The 20,386-nt window shown below is 48.1% G+C and carries 20 protein-coding genes; 19 read left to right on the plus strand and 1 reads right to left on the minus strand.

Annotated elements, in window-relative coordinates; all coding sequences use genetic code 11:
* Positions 1-180 precede the first annotated feature (180 nt).
* The 11 genes from ABXS75_10350 to ABXS75_10400 all read left to right on the plus strand — a co-directional run bounded on the left by ABXS75_10350 (position 181) and on the right by ABXS75_10400 (position 10,240).
* On the plus strand, positions 181-1,431 hold the full coding sequence (locus ABXS75_10350; GenBank protein ID XCP83487.1) for an NlpC/P60 family protein: 1,251 nt from the start codon (positions 181-183) through the stop codon (positions 1,429-1,431).
* Between the two features lie 131 nt (positions 1,432-1,562).
* Entirely contained in the window at positions 1,563-2,453 is an 891-nt protein-coding gene (gene ispH, locus ABXS75_10355; protein XCP83488.1) for a 4-hydroxy-3-methylbut-2-enyl diphosphate reductase, read from the plus strand.
* A complete protein-coding gene (rpsA, locus tag ABXS75_10360) occupies positions 2,434-3,525 on the plus strand; it encodes a 30S ribosomal protein S1 (protein ID XCP83489.1) in 1,092 nt (363 codons plus the stop codon). Before ispH ends, rpsA begins: the two co-directional genes overlap by 20 nt.
* A 229-nt stretch (positions 3,526-3,754) precedes the next feature.
* Positions 3,755-5,074 carry an electron transport complex subunit RsxC gene (gene rsxC, locus ABXS75_10365; protein ID XCP83490.1) on the plus strand — a complete coding sequence of 440 codons (1,320 nt, stop codon included), beginning with the start codon at positions 3,755-3,757 and terminating at the stop codon, positions 5,072-5,074.
* A gap of 29 nt (positions 5,075-5,103) precedes the next feature.
* Positions 5,104-6,075 (plus strand): RnfABCDGE type electron transport complex subunit D, encoded by a 972-nt coding sequence (locus ABXS75_10370; GenBank protein XCP83491.1) that lies wholly within the window; start codon positions 5,104-5,106, stop codon positions 6,073-6,075.
* Entirely contained in the window at positions 6,075-6,677 is a 603-nt protein-coding gene (locus ABXS75_10375; GenBank protein ID XCP83492.1) for an RnfABCDGE type electron transport complex subunit G, read from the plus strand. Before ABXS75_10370 ends, ABXS75_10375 begins: the two co-directional genes overlap by 1 nt.
* On the plus strand, positions 6,670-7,371 hold the full coding sequence (locus ABXS75_10380) for an electron transport complex subunit E (GenBank protein ID XCP83493.1): 702 nt from the start codon (positions 6,670-6,672) through the stop codon (positions 7,369-7,371). The genes ABXS75_10375 and ABXS75_10380 overlap by 8 nt, the downstream gene beginning before the upstream one ends.
* A gap of 12 nt (positions 7,372-7,383) precedes the next feature.
* Positions 7,384-7,959 carry an electron transport complex protein RnfA gene (locus ABXS75_10385; GenBank protein XCP83494.1) on the plus strand — a complete coding sequence of 192 codons (576 nt, stop codon included), beginning with the start codon at positions 7,384-7,386 and terminating at the stop codon, positions 7,957-7,959.
* A gap of 15 nt (positions 7,960-7,974) precedes the next feature.
* A complete protein-coding gene (locus ABXS75_10390) occupies positions 7,975-8,766 on the plus strand; it encodes an RnfABCDGE type electron transport complex subunit B (protein XCP83495.1) in 792 nt (263 codons plus the stop codon).
* Positions 8,767-8,854: 88 nt separating this feature from the next.
* Positions 8,855-9,316 (plus strand): DUF2752 domain-containing protein, encoded by a 462-nt coding sequence (locus ABXS75_10395; protein ID XCP83496.1) that lies wholly within the window; start codon positions 8,855-8,857, stop codon positions 9,314-9,316.
* Between the two features lie 153 nt (positions 9,317-9,469).
* Positions 9,470-10,240 carry a hypothetical protein gene (locus ABXS75_10400; protein ID XCP83497.1) on the plus strand — a complete coding sequence of 257 codons (771 nt, stop codon included), beginning with the start codon at positions 9,470-9,472 and terminating at the stop codon, positions 10,238-10,240.
* A gap of 209 nt (positions 10,241-10,449) precedes the next feature.
* Here ABXS75_10400 and ABXS75_10405 read toward each other — a convergent pair whose 3' ends face one another.
* Entirely contained in the window at positions 10,450-11,427 is a 978-nt protein-coding gene (locus ABXS75_10405) for an FAD:protein FMN transferase (protein XCP83498.1), read from the minus strand.
* Between the two features lie 156 nt (positions 11,428-11,583).
* On the opposite strand from ABXS75_10405, the gene ABXS75_10410 reads away from it, so the two are divergent.
* From ABXS75_10410 to ABXS75_10445, 8 genes are all read left to right on the plus strand, one after another.
* The gene (locus ABXS75_10410; protein XCP83499.1) at positions 11,584-11,961 is read left to right on the plus strand and encodes a NusG domain II-containing protein; all 378 of its coding nucleotides are present in this window, start codon (positions 11,584-11,586) and stop codon (positions 11,959-11,961) included.
* Complete coding sequence (locus ABXS75_10415) at positions 11,945-12,463, plus strand: Gx transporter family protein (protein XCP83500.1); 519 nt, start codon at positions 11,945-11,947, stop codon at positions 12,461-12,463. The genes ABXS75_10410 and ABXS75_10415 overlap by 17 nt, the downstream gene beginning before the upstream one ends.
* A gap of 81 nt (positions 12,464-12,544) precedes the next feature.
* On the plus strand, positions 12,545-13,150 hold the full coding sequence (ruvA, locus tag ABXS75_10420) for a Holliday junction branch migration protein RuvA (protein ID XCP83501.1): 606 nt from the start codon (positions 12,545-12,547) through the stop codon (positions 13,148-13,150).
* Positions 13,151-13,163: 13 nt separating this feature from the next.
* Positions 13,164-14,171 carry a Holliday junction branch migration DNA helicase RuvB gene (ruvB, locus tag ABXS75_10425; GenBank protein ID XCP83502.1) on the plus strand — a complete coding sequence of 336 codons (1,008 nt, stop codon included), beginning with the start codon at positions 13,164-13,166 and terminating at the stop codon, positions 14,169-14,171.
* Positions 14,172-14,235: 64 nt separating this feature from the next.
* Complete coding sequence (gene zapA, locus ABXS75_10430) at positions 14,236-14,649, plus strand: cell division protein ZapA (GenBank protein XCP83503.1); 414 nt, start codon at positions 14,236-14,238, stop codon at positions 14,647-14,649.
* Between the two features lie 42 nt (positions 14,650-14,691).
* Entirely contained in the window at positions 14,692-17,265 is a 2,574-nt protein-coding gene (locus tag ABXS75_10435) for a DUF3656 domain-containing protein (protein ID XCP83504.1), read from the plus strand.
* An 8-nt stretch (positions 17,266-17,273) separates the two neighbouring features.
* Complete coding sequence (locus ABXS75_10440; GenBank protein XCP83505.1) at positions 17,274-18,893, plus strand: FtsW/RodA/SpoVE family cell cycle protein; 1,620 nt, start codon at positions 17,274-17,276, stop codon at positions 18,891-18,893.
* Between the two features lie 43 nt (positions 18,894-18,936).
* Positions 18,937-20,298: a penicillin-binding transpeptidase domain-containing protein gene (locus ABXS75_10445; protein ID XCP87132.1), complete on the plus strand. Its 1,362-nt coding sequence runs from the start codon at positions 18,937-18,939 to the stop codon at positions 20,296-20,298.
* Positions 20,299-20,386 lie beyond the last annotated feature (88 nt).

The raw sequence follows: 20,386 nt of genomic DNA on the forward strand, positions 1-20,386 counted from the left end.
TGAGACGAAGGCTATTTGTAGTGGCCTTCGTCTTTCTTACACTATATATAGAAGATGCATGGCAAGATAGAACGGAAATTGTTGGAAATAGGAAAAAGGGGTTGAAATAAAGCGAAATGTGGTGTATGCTTAAAGCAAATATGTGGGGGCATATAAATATTGAATAAGGCAGGTAAAGTTATGAAGAATAGGTATTTCCGTACGCTCATAGCATCACTTGTTATGAGTTCTTTTTTCGCAACTACGGTAGCGGCGGCACCGGATGCAGATGCGATCAAGAAACAACGTGATGCGGCGCAGAGTCAGGTGAATTCCCTGCAGTCAGAATTGACGGCAGTGCTGACCAAGATCAATGACCTGGAAGAAAAGTTGATTGAAAAAGGTGAGGAGATCAGCAAAGCGACCGAAGATCTTGCGGCAGCGGAGGAAAAAGAAAAGCAGCAGTATGAGGATATGAAGCTGCGAATTAAATATATGTATGAGGAAGGCAACAATACTGCGTTGGAGAGGATTACTAAGTCCGGCAGTATCAGCGAACTTTTAAGTCAGGCTGAATATGTTCAGAGCGTACATAATTATGATAGAAAACAGCTGGAAGAATATGTAAAGACGAAAGAGGAAATCGCGTCCCTGAAGGACAAGCTGGAGAAGGAAGAAAAAGAACTGGAAAAGACACAGAAAGAATTTACGGCACAGCAGACTTCCCTGAACGCTACCCTTTCTGCGAAACAGGCAGAGGTTGCAGACCTTGACCAGCAGTTCCAGGCAGCAGTGGAAGCGGCTGCGAGGGAAGCTGAGGAGAAGGCCAGAAGAGAGCGTGAACAGGCAGAAAAAGAGGCGCGCGAGAAGGAAGAGCGTGAGAAAGCCAGCCAGAGTCAGACGAATACGGGAAATAATCAAAACTCAAATTCCAATACGAATGGAGATTCTTCCAATAATACGACTACGAACAATCAGACAGGTAATAGTACAAGCCCGACGAATAATAACAACACCAATAATAATAACAATAGCAGTAATAATAACAATAGTACATCGACCGAGAAGCCATCCAATACGCCGACTAATAACACTTCCAATTCATCAAACACTGGGAATACTTCTGTAGCGTCTGCAATTGTGAGTGCAGCGTGGGGGCAGATTGGTACGCCGTATGTATGGGGCGGGACATCTCCTGGAAAAGGACTTGATTGTTCCGGACTTACCCAGTATTGTCACCGTGTTGCAGGAATTTCAATTCCCAGAACCTCCGGACCGCAGGGCGCCGGTGGAAAAGCAGTATCGAATCCGCAGCCGGGAGATATTGTATGTTATGTAGGACATGTTGGTATTTACATAGGCAATGGCCAGATGATTCATGCACCCCAGCCGGGAGATGTGGTAAAGGTGCAGAAGGTCTACGGTAATCCCTGGTACAGAAGATACTGGTAGAACAATTGTATATTGAATAGAATAGGGAAGGCTGTGTCCGGAGCATGTTCCAGACAAGGCCTCCCCTTTTTGGATTACCAGGGATAATCAAGTGTTCGAATATATTATGAGAGAAAAGGAGAGTAAAAAGGATGGAAGTGATCCGCGCAAAAAGCGCCGGCTTTTGTTTTGGGGTAAAGCGCGCAGTGGAAACCGTGTATGAGCAGGTGGAAGAAGGTGGCAGCAAACAAATCTACACCTATGGACCGATCATTCACAATGAAGAGGTAGTGAAGGATCTGGAAAAGCATGGAGTCCGGGTATTGCGAAGTGAGGAAGAGTTGGAAAATCTGAAGGATGGAAAAGTAATCATCCGTTCTCATGGAGTTCCCAGAAGAATCTGCGCCAGGCTGAAAGAAAAAGGAATTGAATATGTGGATGCGACCTGCCCCTTTGTAAAACGGATCCACCGTATCGTGGAGGAAGAAGGAAGGAAGGGAAGCCATGTTCTGATCATCGGGAATCCGGAGCATCCGGAAGTGCAGGGGATCAGAGGCTGGGCTGGAGAGGCGGTTACCGTACTGAATTCCCTGGAGGAGGCAGAGGCTTTTGTTCTGCCGCAGGACGCCGGAACAGAGGGCGAGAGGGAGAAATCAGTGGCGACGCATCTTTGTATCGTGGCGCAAACGACATTTAATTACAATAAATTCAAAGATTTAGTTGAAATTATTTCTAAAAAGGGTTATGATATAAGTGTTTTAAATACGATTTGCAATGCAACGAAGGAACGTCAGGAAGAGGCGGGAAGGATTGCAGGAGTGGTGGATGCTATGATTGTGATTGGTGACAAGCATAGTTCCAATACCCAAAAGCTATTTGAAATATGCAAGAACGCATGTAACAATACGTACTATATACAGACACTTGGCGATTTGGATACGAATCAATTAAGGTCCGTGGAAACAGTAGGTATTACAGCAGGGGCATCCACGCCCAATATTATAATTGAGGAGGTTCAAAATTATGTCAGAATTAACTTTTGAGCAAATGTTAGAAGAATCTTTTAAAACAATCCATAACGGAGAGGTTGTAGATGGTACTGTAATCGATGTAAAACCAGATGAAATCATCTTGAATATAGGGTACAAGGCAGACGGTATCATTACAAGAAGCGAGTATACGAATGAATCCGGTGTAGATTTGACGAAGGTTGTTTCCGTAGGTGATGCTATGACCGTGAAAGTTCTGAAGGTGAATGACGGAGAGGGACAGGTTCTTCTTACATACAGAAGGCTGGCTGCTGAGAAAGGCAACGAAAGACTTCGCGAGGCATTCGAGAACAAAGAAGTTCTGAAAGCACCGGTAACCCAGATTCTTGGCGGGGGCTTAAGCGTAGTTGTCGAGGAGGCCAGAGTATTTATTCCGGCAAGCCTGGTATCTGATACTTATGAGAAGGATTTATCCAAGTATAAAGATCAGGAGATTGAGTTCGTGATCAGTGAATTCAATCCGAGAAGAAACCGCATCATCGGTGACAGAAGACAACTTCTGGTCGCAGCGAGAGTAGAGAAACAGAAAGAACTTTTTGCGAAGCTGCAGATTGGCGATACGGTAGAAGGAACTGTTAAGAATATAACAGATTTTGGCGCATTTATTGATTTAGGCGGAGTAGACGGATTGCTTCACATCTCCGAGATGTCATGGGGCAGAGTTGAGAATCCGAAGAAGGTCTTCACCGTTGGTGAGACTCTGAAGGTCCTTGTAAAAGATATCCGTGATACCAAGATCGCCCTTAGCCTGAAGTTCCCGGAGACGAATCCGTGGGTGAATGCAGCGGAGGATTATGCAGTCGGCAAGGAAGTAACAGGAAGAGTTGCAAGAATGACAGATTTCGGCGCATTCGTTGAACTGGCACCGGGCGTTGACGCACTTCTCCATGTATCTCAGATTTCCAGAGCACACGTTGAGAAACCGTCAGATGTGCTTTCTGTAGGACAGGAGATTACTGCTAAGGTAGTAGATCTGAATGAGGCTGAGAAGAAGATCAGCCTGAGCATGAAGGCTCTCGAGACTGCTGAACCGCAGCAGCCGGCAGAGGAAATGGTTGAAGAGTAAGCAGGATTAGGAAGTGGGGGATCAATGAGATCTCCCATTTTTATTGTATGCATACCGGGGTAAAGGGTAAGCAGACCTTTATATCGGGTGCCAAATATGTTTGAAAAAGCGTTAAAAAAACGACGGGCTGTATTACAAAATATACAATATTTTGTGGCAGATTGCTGGATTTTTGCCACAGATTTATGTATAGTTATAAGAAGAGATTAAAGGAAGGAAGGAAGAAAAGATGGGACTTTTGACATTTAAAGGCGGAGTGCACCCGAATGACGGAAAAAGCCTTGCAAAGGACAAAGCCATTGTAGAGCTGCTGCCTAAAGGGAATCTGGTATATCCTCTCTCCCAGCATATCGGAGCACCGGCCAATCCGATAGTACAAAAAGGTGACCGTGTTCTGAAAGGACAGAAGATCGCGGAGGCGGGAGGTTTTGTTTCCGCACCGATTTATTCCTCTGTTTCCGGGACGGTGAAGGCGATCGAACCGCATGTGAACCCGACGGGAGCGAAGGTGAATTCCATCGTGATCGAGAACGATGGGCAGTATGAAGAGGCCGCTTACATGCCAGTGAAACCTATTAATGAGATGAGCAAGGAGGAGATACTTGGCCGGATCGGCGATGCAGGTATCGTTGGAATGGGCGGAGCCGGGTTCCCCACCCGTGTAAAGCTTTCCCCGAAGGAGCCGGATAAGATTGACTATATCATTGCCAACTGCGCGGAGTGTGAGCCTTACATCACAGCCGATTACAGAAGAATGATGGAGACTCCGGAACTTTTGGTCGAAGGCATGAAGGTCATTCTGAAACTTTTTGACAATGCAAAAGGTATTTTTGGCGTTGAGGACAACAAACCGGATTGTATTGCAAAGCTTGAGGAGCTGGTAAAAGATGAACCGCGCATGGAAGTAAAGAAGCTGATGACCAAGTACCCGCAGGGAGCAGAGCGGCAGCTTATTTTTGCTACCACAGGACGCGCGATCAATTCTACCATGCTTCCGGCAGACGCTGGCTGTGTAGTAGATAACGTGGAGACGATCATCAGCATTTACAATGCAGTCGTAAAGGGTATTCCCTCTATGGAGCGCGTTGTGACCGTCAGCGGTGACGGAGTCGTAAATCCGGGCAATTATAAAGTGCTTTTTGGCACCAATCAGATGGAACTGGTAGAAGCGGCAGGAGGTTTGAAGGAAGGCTGTGAGAAGGTGATCTCAGGCGGACCGATGATGGGATTTGCTATGTATACACTGGATACGCCGATCACAAAGACATCTTCTTCCATTCTGTGCATGAGCAAAGATGAAGTATCCGCATGTAAGCCCACCGCATGTATCAACTGCGGACGCTGCGTGGAGGCCTGTCCGAGCCGTATCATTCCCTCGCGTCTGGCTGATTTTGCAGAGCGCCACGATGAGGAGAGCTTTGTAAAACAGAACGGCCTGGAGTGCGTGGAATGCGGTTCATGCAGCTATGTATGTCCGGCGAAGAGACAGTTAAAACAGGCAATCGGCTCCATGAGAAAGACTGCTCTTGCGAACAAAAAGAAGAAATAGAGAAGAATGAGAGGAAGAGGTGAATCAACGTGAGTGAACAATTTAAAATATCATCTTCACCACATGTTCGTTCCAAAGACACCACTGGAAATATTATGATGTGGGTTGTGATCGCACTTTTGCCGGCAACAGCCTTTGGAATCTATAATTTCCGCGATACCCATGCGTGGCTGGTCGTGATCCTGACCACCCTTACAGCGGTACTTGCGGAGTACGTTTATGAGAAACTGATGCATAAACCCATCACAATTGACGATTTCAGTGCGGTTGTGACCGGACTTTTGCTGGCGCTTAATATGCCGCCTGGAGCACCGCTTTGGATGGGACCTTTGGGAAGCATCTTTGCGATTATCGTAGTTAAGCAGCTTTTTGGCGGTCTGGGACAGAATTTCATGAACCCGGCGCTTGCAGCGAGATGTTTTCTTTTGATTTCCTTTACCGGAAGAATGACGACGTTCGTATACGATGGTGTGTCTGGAGCGACTCCTTTGGCGACGATACGTGCCAACGTAGAGGGCGGTCAGGCTGCGCTTTCCGGTGTGAACAGTATGGATATGCTGCTTGGCAATATCGGAGGAACCATTGGTGAGACTTCTGTGATTGCGATCATGATTGGAGCGATCATTCTGATTCTGAAGGGAATCATTGACCTGCGGATCCCGGGTATGTACATAGTGACCTTTGCCTTATTTATCGGAATCTTCGGCGGATTCGTGGACGGTATCGGGTTCTTTAATGTGCAGTATATGACAGCGCAGCTTTGCGGCGGCGGTCTGATGCTGGGAGCATGGTTCATGGCGACCGATTATGTGACGACGCCGATCACCAAGACCGGCCAGATTGTGTATGGCGTGATTCTGGGCGTATTGACCGGGCTGTTCCGTCTCTTTGGCGGCTCTGCGGAAGGTGTTTCCTATGCGATCATCTTCAGTAACCTTCTGGTACCGCTGATCGAGAGGGTAACTCTCCCGAAACCATTTGGTAAAGGAGGAGAGAAGTAATGAATAAGATTATTAAAAATACATTGATCCTGACAGCAATTACAGTAATCGCCGGATTGGCCCTGGGTGCCGTTTACGAGGTGACCAAGGCTCCGATCGCGAAGGCGCAGGAGGCTGCAAAGCAGGAAGCCTGTCAGCAGGTATTTCCGGAGGCGGATTCCTTCGAAGCAATGGAAGTGGATGCAGATGCTGCGGCGAAAGCAATTGAAGCTATGGGTACGAATGCGACCGTTGACGAAGTTTACGCGGCAAAGGTTGACGGAAGTGATGCAGGATATGTAGTAACTACGACAGACAAGGACGGTTACGGTGGAAATATCCAGATTTCTGTCGGCATCATGAATGACGGTACGATTAATGGTATCTCCATTTTGGATATCAACGAGACTGCAGGTCTTGGTATGCGTGCGAAAGAGCCGAAGTTCTACAACCAGTATGCGGAGAAGAAGGCAGAGCGCTTTTACGTGTCTAAAGATGGCGGCGACGGCGAGCCAATCGATGCTTTAAGCGGTGCCACCATCACCTCCCGTGCAGTGACAGGGGCTGTCAATACGGCACTTGGCTATTATCAGAATGCGTTAGGAGGTAGCGGAAATGAATAAATGTACCGAGAGATTATATAATGGTTTGATCAAAGAGAATCCGACCTTCGTCATGATGCTGGGTATGTGTCCGACTCTGGCGGTCACCACCTCGGCCATCAATGGTATCGGTATGGGACTTTCCACAACCGTGGTACTTGTCCTTTCCAATATGCTGATTTCCATGCTCAGAAAGATCATTCCGGATTCTGTCAGAATGCCGGCGTTCATCGTAGTCGTGGCGTCTTTTGTAACGATGGTGCAGTTCCTTTTGCAAGGGTTTATTCCCAGCCTTTATTCGGCACTGGGACTCTATATCCCACTGATCGTTGTAAACTGTATTATCCTGGGAAGAGCAGAGAGCTACGCTTCCAAGAATCCGGTTATTCCGTCTATTTTCGACGGCCTTGGCATGGGCCTTGGATTTACCTTCGGACTTACCTGTATCGGTATCGTCAGAGAGCTGATCGGTTCCGGCAAAGTCTTTGGATTCCAGATTATGCCGAGCTTCTATGAGCCGATCACGATCTTCATTCTGGCTCCGGGAGCCTTTCTGGTGCTGGCCTTCCTTGTTGCAGCAAGGAATAAGATTATGAAGAAGCTGGAAGAGAAGGGTAAAGAAGTACCGAAAGCGAAGGGCTGCGCAGAAGGCGGCTGTGCTTCATGCTCTGGCTGTGACGGTAAAGTGTTCCCGACGGGACAGGATAAGGAATAGGAGGGGTGCGAGATGAAAGAATTACTTATTATTGCAGTAGGTTCTGCGCTGGTAAACAACGTAGTCCTCAGCCAGTTCCTGGGAATATGTCCGTTCCTTGGCGTATCAAAGAAAATTGATACGGCGGCAGGTATGGGAGGAGCCGTTATCTTCGTTATTACGATCGCGTCATTTTTCACCAGCTTGATCTATCAGTTCATTCTGGTGCCGACAGGATTTGAATATTTGCAGACGATCGTATTTATTCTGGTAATCGCGGCTTTGGTACAGTTCGTTGAGATGTTTCTCAAGAAAGCAATGCCGCCGCTTTACAATGCACTGGGCGTTTATCTTCCGCTGATCACGACCAACTGTGCGGTGCTTGGCGTTGCACTTACGAACGTTCAGAAAGAGTACAATCTGCTCGAGGGTGTGGTGAATGGATTTGCGACAGCAGTCGGATTTACCATTGCAATCGTGATCATGGCAGGTGTGCGTGAGAAAACAGAACATAATGATATTACAGAGTCCTTCCAGGGAACTCCCATCGTACTGCTTACCGCAGCTTTGATGTCGATCGCGTTCTTTGGATTCTCTGGAATTATTTAAGAGGAGGACTGAAAAATGAGTATTACAGGAGTTTTGATCGCGGCCCTTATCGTAGGGGGAACCGGTCTCTTTATCGGCGTCTTCCTCGGGATCGCGGGAAAGAAGTTCGCAGTTCATGTAGATGAGACCGAAGCGGCGATTTTGGAAGCACTGCCGGGTAATAACTGCGGTGGCTGCGGATACGCAGGCTGTGCAGGCCTTGCGGCTGCTATCGCTAAGGGCGAAGCCCAGTATAACCGTTGTCCGGTAGGCGGCGCACCAGTCGCTGAGAAGATCGCAGCAATCGTTGGAAAAGAAGCAGGGGAGAATATCCGTGTAACTGCCTTTGTAAAATGTGCAGGAACCTGCGCGAGTGCCAAACAGGCGTATGAGTATACCGGAATCGAAGACTGTGTCATGGCAAGCCAGATGCAGAATGGAGGCCCGAAGGGCTGTACATACGGTTGTCTGGGCTTTGGAAACTGTGTGAAGGCATGTCAGTTCGACGCGATTCATATCGTGGACGGCATAGCGGTCGTGGACCCGGAAAAATGTAAGGCGTGTGGAAATTGTACCTATGCATGTCCGAAGCATTTGATCGAGATGGTAGTATATGACCAGAAGCATCACGTACAGTGCAGCTCTAAGGATAAAGGAAAAGATGTGATGAGTGTCTGCTCTGTTGGCTGTATTGGCTGTCGCATGTGTGAGAAGGTCTGCGAAGCAGGCGCGATCACGGTCGTAAATAATATTGCACACATTGATCCGGAGAAATGTACGAACTGCGGAAAATGTGCGGAAAAATGTCCGAAAAAGATTATTAAATAGTTAGAAAAGAATAGAGGAAACGGCGGTTCCATGGTAAATGGGACCGTTTTCCCTTACTTGGAGGAGAACTTATTTGGGGAGAGAAAGAATGCGCAGGAAAGTTGTAATCAGATTAAAAAGTGGCTGGGAGATTCTGAAAAGGGATATTCTGAATGCGCGGGTCGCATTTATCGTCCTTGGTGGATATTTCCTGGTGGGGAGGTATTTCCTGCATAGTTTGTGCCCTAGCGTTGCGGTGACTGGGTTTCCCTGTCCGGGGTGTGGCCTTACGCGGGCTATGCTCTCGATCTTCAGAGGAAATTTCACAGTCGCCTGGCAGATTCACCCATTTTCATATGTGATTTTGTTGTATATTGCGGTCTTTTTCTTCCGCCGTTATGTTCAGCAGAAAGAACTGACTCATTTTTCAAAATATTTGATCGCCCTTTTGGTATTGATGGTCCTGTTTTACATCTACCGCATGATCCGTTATTTTCCGGGAGAGCCGCCCATGAGCTATTATTATGGGAGTGTGCTGGGAAGGATGCTGAGGCGGTATTTTGGAAGATAGGGCCGGAAAGGAAAATGGCGCCTGAAGATGGCTCAAAAATAATGAAAAAAGTGTGTCTTGGAGGGAAATTGGCGGCAGGAGAGTTGTTTTTTAAAAGGGGTTGTGCTATGATGAAGCAGAACGAACGGACCTTAAATACAGGAGGATAAGAAGATGGACCAGAAATTTGAAAATGATACTCCCGAAGTACAGGAGAATCAGACTGAGAATACTTATGGCGATACGAACGAAGGAGCTTCGTATAGTAATCCGTATGTGGATTCTGCAAGCAGCGACCCGAATGCAGGGGCAGCATATACGAATCCGTATGTAGATTCTGCAAATAACGATCAGAATGTGAATGCAGGAGGTCCGTACAGTGATCCGAATGCCGGAGCCACATACAGTGCGCCCGCAGGAACTGTCTGCAATAATCCGAACGCCGGAGCTTCCTACACATACGGAACACCAGTGAACAAACCGGAAGAGAGGAAAGCAGCTGATCAGAATACGGCACAGAGCTATTCTTATGGAAATACAGAAGCCGGCCAGGCAGATCCCTTCCAGAACCAGCAGTTCCAGAATACCCCGAATTATGAACAGCAGTGGTCACAGAACAATCCGGGATATGGTCAGCCACAGGGAAATTCCAATTATAACACGTACAATAACCCGAATAATCAGGGGACAGGAAATTCAAACGATGGGTTCGATAACGCTCCGTTATCCATGGGAGAATTTGTGTTAATTGATATTCTTGCTTTAATTCCATGTGTGGGAATTATTGTTTGTCTGATCTGGGCATTTGGTAGCAGTGGAAATATTAACCGCCGCAATTTGTGTCGGGCTCATTTGATCGCGATGGCAGTGGTAATTGTAATTAATATTATTTTTACTTTGATCATAGTTTCTGCACTTATGAGTGTGATGCCCTATATGTATTAGGCAGATACGCATTGGAGAGAATAGATATTTAGGTAAGAAAAGTATATGTGATGACAGAAAATACTGCGTAAGGGCAAGCGAAATGAAGTTCCCCCTTTTGTTAGACAAAATATAAGTCTAATGAAAGGGGGTTTGCGTTGCTAAGCAAACCTGAGTAAACGTCCATTGGACGTTCAGCTCGGTTTGGAGGGAGAATGTGTAGTTTAATACTACTTAGGAAAACCGTTGGAATAGTGAAGCTTCTGGTCATCGGTAATAAAAACGGCCTCGGCCGAGGGAAGTGAATCAATATACTTCATTCCTTCGTCAAGTCCCAGTGCGAACAAGGTGGTGGAAAGCCCATCAGCATCTGCGGAGGAATCACAGAGTACCGTGACACTTTGCAGATGGTTTTCATAAGGGTAGCCGGTCTGAGGGTTCAGAATATGATGGTAGATTTTGTCCTCTATTTTAAAGTACCTTTGATAGTTCCCGGAGGTCACTACCGCCTGGTTCTTGATCTTTACGGAAGTGATGGCCTCCCCCGTTTCGGAAAATGGTTTCTGAATTCCGATGTGGAATGCGCTGCCGTCCGGTTTTGCGCCGATGACCAGAACGTTGCCGCCCAGATCGATGAGCGCATGCTGGGTGCCCTGCGTTTCCATGTAGGCCTTCAACTGGTCGGCAATATAACCTTTGGCGATGCCGCCCAGATCGATCGCAGCGTCTGGATTTAAGAGCTGTACCTGATTTCCCTCCACGCGTACATTTCGATAATCGATCAGGGACAGGGCCTCATCGATGGATTCTTTGGCAGGAATCGTTCCGGTATTATGCTTGAAGTCCCAAAGCTCTGCAAGCGGGGCTATCGTGATGTCAAAGCGTCCTTCGGAAAGTTCGGAGTATTTAAGACCAAGCTTTATGAGCTCCACCGTGTCGTCGGATAATTCCAGAGCTTCTCCGCCCGCGTGGTTTAGGCGGTAGATCTCGCTTTCCGGCAGGGTGCGGCTGAATTTTTTTTCGTATTCCTCACATTTTTGAATGCAGTGCGTCAGGACCTCTTCTGAATTCTTATCATAGATGTGAATACTGATCACGGTATCAAACAGCGTTGTCGTCTGGGAAAGAGGCGTGTCTGAAGCCGAAGAGCAGCTAGAAAGAAGCAGTGCCACAAGTATAAATAATATTACATACGTTCTCTTTTTCATAAAGTCCTCCTGGTTTTCGTGGTCAATACAGTAGAAAATGTATCGCTTTCTGACTTTAGAACCTTATTATAAAAGCTATACTAAGAAAAATCAATCGAACGTTTGGTTGCATTTTGAAATGTACTGTGCTAGAATAAACAAGGAAGAGGTAGATTTATGAATATTTTTAAGAATGCGAAGAAAAATGACTGGATCCTTCTGGGAATCGTGTTGGGAGCGGCACTTGTGATCTTTGCAGTGCGGTATTTTACAGGCAGTACGGACTCGGGGTATGTGGAGGTTCGAGTGGACGGAGAAGTGACAGGGACCTATGACCTGGCTAAGGATCAGGAGATCGTGCTTGGCGGCGGAAAGAATACGATGACGATCCGGGACGGCAAGGTGAAGATGACAGAGGCGAACTGCCCGGATCAGTTGTGTATGCATCAGAAGGCGATCTCCCGGAATCAGGAGAGTATTATCTGTCTTCCGAATAAAATTGTACTGCAAATTGTAAACCAAGATCAGGCAGAATTAGATGCGGTGGCAAAGTAGGAGGAAGACATTGAAGAAGGTAGCGTATTTTGGAGTATTTACGGCGTTGGCGCTGATTTTCAGCTATGTGGAGGCGCTGATTCCGTTTCATATCGGCATTCCGGGAGTCAAGCTGGGGCTGGCGAATCTGATCGTAGTGATCGCGCTATATAAGCTGGGGCCGCAGGAGGCGCTGTGTTTATCTGTGACCCGTATTATCCTGTCCGGCTTTTTATTTGCCAATTTGTTCAGTATTATTTACAGCCTGGCAGGCGGCGTCCTGAGTTTTGCGATTATGGCGTTGCTAAAAAAGCGGGGTACATTCAGCGTTTACGGCATCAGCATGGCTGGAGGCGTTTTTCACAATATCGGGCAGCTTCTGATCGCGATGATTGTAGTAGAGAGCTTTAGTGTGGCATACTATGTCCCGGTTCTTCTGGTCGCGGGAGTTCTGACCGGGCTGGTGATTGGGATTGCGGCCAGTGAGATGTTAAAGAGGCTTACGCGCCTGGAATTCGAATAAGCATTCCGCGTGTTTTAATATAGTTATTTGATGAATGTTGTACTAAGTCAGAGAAGGGAAAGGTTCTTAAGGAGAAGCGTTATGATTTCATACATACGGGGAGAATTGGTCTCCATTGAAGAAGATAAAGTCATCGTAGATGTGGGTGGAGTCGGATATGGGATTTTTATGCCGGGCTCATCTATGGACAGGCTGCCGCCCATTGGCAGCGAGGTGAAGATCCATACGTATCTGAACGTAAAGGAAGATGCGATGCAGTTGTACGGATTTCTGAGCCGGGACGCGCTGCGTGTATTTAAGCTGGTGATCGGCGTGAGCGGGATCGGGCCGAAGGGAGGACTTGGAATTTTGTCCCAACTGACGCCGGATGATCTGCGTTTTGCCGTGATGGCGGGGGATGCTAAGGCAATCTCAGCCGCGCCGGGGATTGGCAAGAAGACAGCAGAGAAGCTGATTCTGGAGCTTAAGGATAAGCTGAGCATTGAGGATACGCTGGAGCATTATGAGGAAAGCTCTGTAGGGTACACTGAAAGTGGCGGACAGGAGAATCAGTCGGAGGCCGTGCAGGCGCTGGTCGCTCTGGGGTACGGAAGTACGGAAGCACTGCGTGCAGTAAGACAGGTGGAAGCAAGTGGAGAGCTCACTGTGGAAGAACTGCTCAAGCAGGCGTTAAAATATTTGATCTGATAAGGGGCTGCATATGGGAAAACGGATTATTACCACGGAGAATCTGGAAGAAGACATTAAAATAGAGAATCATCTGCGTCCCCAGATGCTGGAAGACTATATCGGCCAGCAGAAGGCGAAGGAGACGCTTAAGATTTATATCGAGGCGGCAAAGTCCAGAGGGGAATCCCTGGATCATGTCCTGTTTTATGGACCGCCCGGACTGGGAAAGACGACGCTTGCAGGAATTATAGCCAACGAGATGGGAGTCAACATTAAGATCACGTCAGGACCGGCAATCGAGAAGCCGGGTGAGATGGCGGCGATTCTGAATAACCTTCAGGAGGGCGATGTGCTTTTTGTGGACGAGATCCATCGGCTGAACAGGCAGGTGGAAGAGGTGCTTTATCCTGCGATGGAGGATTACGCGATTGATATTATGATCGGAAAAGGAGCTTCGGCCAGATCCATCAGGCTGGAACTGCCCCGGTTCACCCTGGTGGGGGCTACGACCAGGGCTGGTATGCTGACGGCTCCGCTACGTGACCGGTTTGGCGTGGTGAATCGTCTGGAGTTCTACACGGAGAGGGAACTGAAACAGATCATTCTGCGTTCAGCAAGGGTGCTGGAGGTGGAGATAGAAGAAGGCGGTGCACTGGAGATGGCGAAGCGATCCAGAGGGACGCCGCGGCTTGCGAACAGACTGCTCAAAAGGGTGCGGGATTTTGCACAGGTGAAGTATGACGGTGTGATCACAAAAGAAGTTGCGGTCAGTGCGCTGGACCTTTTGGACGTGGATCCCATGGGACTGGATCACATTGACCGGAATATTCTTCTTACGATGATTCACAAGTTTCAGGGAGGTCCGGTGGGACTGGATACCCTGGCGGCGTCCATTGGAGAGGACGCGGGAACCATTGAAGATGTGTATGAACCCTATCTTTTGATGAATGGTTTTATTCAAAGAACCCCTCGGGGGCGCCAGGTGACACCTCTTTGTTACAGACATTTAGGAATTTCTGCTGAAAATATCGAAAAGTAGTTGGTTTTTGTGAGAATATGGTTTATAATAGAACGAGGAATTGGAGCGGGTAAGGAGGTTCTTTATGGCATCGTCTAAAAATTACACGGAAGTTCTGATAGGAGGAAAAGTATTTACGCTCAGCGGCTTTGAGAGTGAGGATTATTTGCAGAAGGTTTCTACCTATCTGAACCACAAAATTGAAGAATGTTCCAGCAGTGACGGTTACCGCAAGCAGAGTGCAGAGGCAAGGAGCATGCTTCTGGCACTTAACATAGCAGATGACTATTTCAAGGCAAAGAAACAGGGCGGAGCTTTGGAGAGCGACATTGAGGCGAAAGATAAAGAGATGTACGACTTGAAACATGAACTGATCTCCACCCAGATTAAGTATGAGAATGCGGAGAAAGCATTGGATCGGCTGAAGGAAGAGAACCGTGAACTGCAGATGAAGATCGTACAATTAGAAACTGAGATGAAGAATCATCGTAAAAAATAGACTGTCTTAGGACAGTCTTTTTTATCAGGGACGGGGAGACAGATGGAAAAGATGGTTGAGATATTAGCGCCGGCAGGTTCGGCGGAAAGTTTGTATGCCGCGGTTGCGGCGGGCGCCGATGCAGTCTATATCGGCGGGCAGATGTTCGGAGCCAGGGCTTATGCGAAGAATCTTACAGAGGAGGAGCTTCTTAAGGCCATTGATTTTGTGCATCTGCATGGAAGGAAGATCTATCTGACGGTCAATACTTTGCTGAAGGAAAGAGAAATAGAATCTGAGCTGTTTCGGTATCTGCAGCCGTATTATGAGCAGGGGCTGGACGCCGTGATCGTGCAGGACGTTGGGGTACTTCACTTTATCCGTAAGTATTTTCCGAATCTGGCGATTCATGCTAGTACGCAGATGACGATTACAGGCGTAGATGGCGCGCGTTTTATGGAGGAACAGGGCGTCACGAGAGTCGTGCCGGCCAGAGAGATTGGCCTTGAGGAAATCAGGAAGATATCCCGGGGAACGGATCTGGAGATTGAATGCTTTGTACATGGGGCGCTTTGCTACTGTTATTCGGGTCAATGCCTGCTCAGCAGTTTTATTGGCGGAAGAAGCGGGAACCGGGGGCAGTGTGCCCAGCCATGCCGGCTTCCATGGCAGCTTGAAGGAGCAGGAAGGTCGCAGTATCTCATGAGCCTTAAGGATATCTGTACGCTGGAGATGATTCCCGAGCTGGTGGAGGCCGGAATCGACTCGTTCAAAATAGAAGGAAGAATGAAGAAGCCGGAGTATGTGGCCGCGGTGACGGCAATGTACAGAAAATACACGGATCTGTATTTAAAATACAGAGAGGAAGCAGTAGGAAGAGGGGAGGATTCGGAGGCGGCGAAGGCGCGCTTTCGGGTGAGCGAGGCAGACCTTCAGATGCTTCTGGACCTGTATAACCGGGGCGGCTCCCATACCGGGTATTACCATACCAGAAATGGCAGGGAGATGGTATCGCTTACGCGGCCGAACCATGCGGGGATACCGGCGTTTAGGGTAGAGAAGAGGCAGGGGCGCTCTGTGATCGGAACGGCGATAGTGGACCTGTCTCCACAAGATGTCATAGAGCTGCCCCTTCGCAGAGGGCAGGAGAAGGCGGATAATTATACCTGTAAAGAGAAAGTGAGAGCAGGGCAGAGGATACAGATACCGGTATTTGCAGATACGAGCGTACAGCACGGCGATGTGTGGAAGCGTACACGGAATGCCGCTCTGATCGAAGAGATGCAGGAAAATTATCTGCGTAGAAAAATAAAAGAAAAACTTAATGGAAAATTTATACTTTCTGTGGGAGATTCTGCTAAACTGTCTGTAAGCTGCAAGGATCATGCCGTCACGGTTTACGGAGACATCGTGCAGGAGGCGCTGAAGCAGCCGATGGTGCCAGAACGCATCGAAAAACAGCTCCGAAAGACCGGAAATTCAGAATTTGAATTTGAACACCTGGAAATAGAGATAAATGGGGCGGGATTTCTTCCTTTGCAGAGCCTGAATGAGATCAGGCGGCGGGCGCTGGAAGAATTGGAGGCTGAGATAACAAGTGCGTTTAGAAGAAAGATGCCCCTGTGCGAAGAAGGAGAAAGCGGGGCAGAGAAAGTATTCCTGCGCGAAGAGGGAGAAAGTCGGGCAGAGAAAGTATTCCTGCGCGAAGAGGGAAAAAGCCGAACAGAGAAAGTATTCCTGCGCGAAGAGGGAAAAAGCCGAACAGAGAGAAAAGAACAGAAGGAAAGAACGGGAAGCCTGCCGGGAAAGGTCGATGCGAGTGAAGGCACACGTCCGGGATTTACCGCTTCTGCGGAGACGATGGAGCAGGTGGAGGTCCTTCTTGAGCCGGATCTGATCCGGCGAATCTATGTAGATTCTGCTGCATTTCCGCAGATATGGAAGCAGGAAGGAATCGATCGCTGGATTCGGAATGCACGAAAATACGGGAAAGAACTGTATCTGATCCTTCCTTACATTTTTCGGGAGAATACGAGGGAACGGTTTGAGAACGCATATGGCCGGATTCTGGAGGCGGATTGGGACGGTGTTTTGATCAGAAATTACGAAAGCAGCTTTTTCTTGCACCGTCACGGGTTTACAAAACCGGTGGTAACGGATTATAATTTATATCAGTGCAACCATTTTGCCAAAGAATTCTGGCAGGAAAGAGGTGCGGCGGAATTTACGGTGCCGCTGGAATTAAATGAGAAAGAGATCGCCATGCTTGGCGCGTCAGGCGGGGAGATGGTAGTCTACGGATATCTGCCGATGATGGTATCTGCGGGCTGTATCCGCAAAACAACGGGTGGCTGCAGCAGGGAAAGCGGCTGTCTGGCAATCCTTGACCGATATCAGAAACGGTTTTTGGTCAGGAACGTATGTGACTATTGTTACAATATTTTATATAATCATGTCCCTCTGTATCTGGCGGACAGGCTCCGGGAAGTGAGGAGCACAGGCGTTTCTTCCATGCGGCTTAGTTTTACCACGGAAGATGGAAAAGAGGTGGGACGGATACTTAAGTTATACAGACAGGAAAGTGCGTATCCGGACGGGGAGTTTACCCGGGGGCACTTTAAACGAGGCATAAAGTAGGTGGAATTTTGGTAAATATTGTTGTAGAGCTGTCAAAATATCTCATGATCATTATGATCGCAGTGTATACATTTGAGTGTTTTGCAGTGTTCAATTTTCAGGACGAGCGCACGAAGCGCAGCATTATGCGGAGACAGAACATTTTGATGTTCATGATTCATTTTGTGGCGTTTCTGGTGATGTACTTACAGACAGAAGAAAAGAAGATGATCGGGTTCTATGGAATGCAGGTCGGGCTTTTCCTGGCGATCATTCTCCTTTATACCCTTATCTACCCAAGGATTTCGAGGCTGGTAGTGAATAATATGTGCATGCTTCTTGCCATTGGCTTTATCATGATCACAAGACTTTCCTATTCTTTGGCGGTCAAGCAGTTTGTAATCGCCTCCGGAGCGGTGGGGCTCAGCCTGGTGGTTCCGGTGATTATTCGGAAAGTTAAGGTGCTTTCCGAGTGGCGGAAGTTCTATGCGATAGCCGGCGTGGTTATGCTGGGCGTGGTTCTTGTTCTGGGACAGGTCTCCGGAGGTGCGCTTCTGGGAATCAAGGTGGCCGGGTTCAATATTCAGCCTTCGGAGCTTGTGAAAATCATTTTTGTGTTTTTTGTGTCAGCCAGCCTTAAGATCGACACCAGTTTTAAGAATGTGGTGATCACCACTGTGATTGCGGCTCTTCATGTGCTGATTTTGGTGATATCCAAGGATTTGGGGGCGGCGCTGATTATTTTTGCCGTATATCTGGTTATGCTTTATGTAGCGACAAGGCAGCCGCTTTATGTGCTTGCCGGCGTGAGCGCAGGGGCCGCCGCGTCGGTGGTGGCATACTATTTATTCAATCATGTGCGGGTCAGAGTGATCGTGTGGAAGGATCCGTTTGCGGTCTATGACAGGGGCGGCATGCAGGTGGCGCAGTCCCTGATGGCGATTGGCACGGGAAGCTGGTTCGGAATGGGACTGTGTCAGGGTGCGGCAAATAAGATTCCGGTGGCGGAGTCGGATTTTATTTTCTCGGCGATCGCGGAGGAGATGGGACTTATCTTTGCGTTATGCCTGATCTTGATCTGTGTCAGCGTGTATATTATGTTTTTGAATATTGCGATGCAGCTTAGGGACAGTTTTTATAAGCTGGTAGCGCTGGGACTTGGGACCTGTTATATTTTCCAGGTGTTTCTTACCATTGGAGGCGTGACAAAGTTTATCCCGTCCACAGGGGTGACACTGCCTTTGGTAAGCTACGGAGGAAGCTCCGTGCTCAGTACGGTGATCATGTTTGCAATCATTCAGGGATTATATGTGTTAAGAGAAGACGAGGAAGAGGATATTGAAAGAAAAAAAGCGCAGCAACTTAGAAATGAACGAATTGGACAGAGAGCTTCAGAATCTGCCGGACGAAAGCAAGCGTCAAAAGGCGGCAGGACAGTCCACCGGGAAGAAGCCAAAGGCAGACGCCCGGCGGCAGGAAGTGAAGAAGACAGGCACGAAGAAAGCCGGCGCAGGCAGGAAAACGGCGGACGGCGCAGGGCAGATTCAGGTTCCGCCGGCCGCAGACCGGAAAAAGGTGCACAAGAAGGAAAAGGCAGACGAGCGCAAGAAGGAGAAAGAAGAGCTGCGGGGGCAAAAAAGAGAAGCTAGGAAAAAGAAGATGACCAACAAGGAATTTGCCAGGGTCACCTATATGTTCGTGACGCTGTTCCTTGTTATGATCGGCTATCTGGTGTATTTTAATGTGGTGAAAAGCAAGGAAGTCATCAACAGTCCTTATAATGTCAGACAGGATCTTCTGGCAAAACGTGTTATTCGCGGCAAGATTCTGGATAAAGACGGGGAAGTGCTGGCTCAGACGGTCACATCGGAAGATGGTACCGAGACCCGTGAATATCCCTATGGTGATCTGTTTGCTCATGCGGTCGGATATTCGGTAAAAGGAAAATACGGGATCGAGTCCGTGCAGAATTTTCCGCTGCTTACTTCCAACGCGTTTTTCCTGGAAAAGCTGATGAAGGAGTTCCGGGGAGAGAAGAACATGGGAGATACCGTGGTCACTACTTTAGATGCGGATCTGCAGCAGGCAGCTTATCAGGCGCTTGGTAATAATAAAGGGGCAGTGGTGGTGATGGAGGCGAGCACCGGGAAGATCCTGGTGATGCTCTCTAAGCCCACGTTTGATGCGAATACGCTGGCGGAGGATTGGGAGGCGCTCAATAATGATGGGGACAGTGCCCTTTTGAATCGGGCGACTTTGGGACAATATGCGCCGGGGTCTACGTTTAAGCTGGTGACGGCTCTGGAATATATACGTGAGAATCCGGACTATGAGAATTATAGCTTTGACTGTGGCGGAGAAATTACACGGGACGGCGCTACGATTCATTGTTATGGAAGCGAGGTTCACGGACAGGAGAATCTGGCGGATTCTGTGGCGAATTCCTGTAACGCGTCATTTTCCAATATTGGACTTGATCTGGATAAGAAGAAATGGAAGGAGACGACGGAGGATCTCTTGTTTGACAGCAAACTCCCGAGCGATCTTCCTTATCGGGAAGGAAAGTTCCGGCTTAAGGAGGGGGCAGATACGGCGGAAACGATGATGACGGCTATGGGACAGGGAAAGACGCAGGTAAGTCCTTACCATATGGCGCTGATCACCGCTGCGATCGCGAACGGAGGGAAACTTATGCGTCCGTATCTGGTGAGTGAGATCACGAATTATACGGGAACGACCGTTAAGAAATATATGCCTGAGAACTATGCGGATCTGATGACGTCGCAGGAGGCAGCAAAGCTTACGGAATATATGAAAGGCGTTGTCGATCACGGCACAGGGGCGGCTCTTTCCGGGGAAAGCTATACCGTAGCAGGAAAGACCGGAACAGCCGAATATAGTGTTGACAAGGAGAATGTACACTCCTGGTTCGTGGGATTTTCTAATGTGGATAATCCGGAACTTGTGGTGAGCGTTGTGGTTGAAAATGCAGATACCGCCAGTATAACGGGGGTAAGTGTTGCAAAGCAGATTTTTAATGCGTATTACTATTAGATGATAAATATATCTGAGTGAAAATTCGGTGGTGCTTTAGGTTGATATGAAGTAAATGGCTAGAGAATATTTATTTTGGCGGTTAAGT

Source organism: Roseburia hominis (assembly GCA_040702975.1).
GTDB classification, from domain to species: Bacteria; Bacillota; Clostridia; order Lachnospirales; family Lachnospiraceae; genus Allocoprococcus; species Allocoprococcus hominis_A.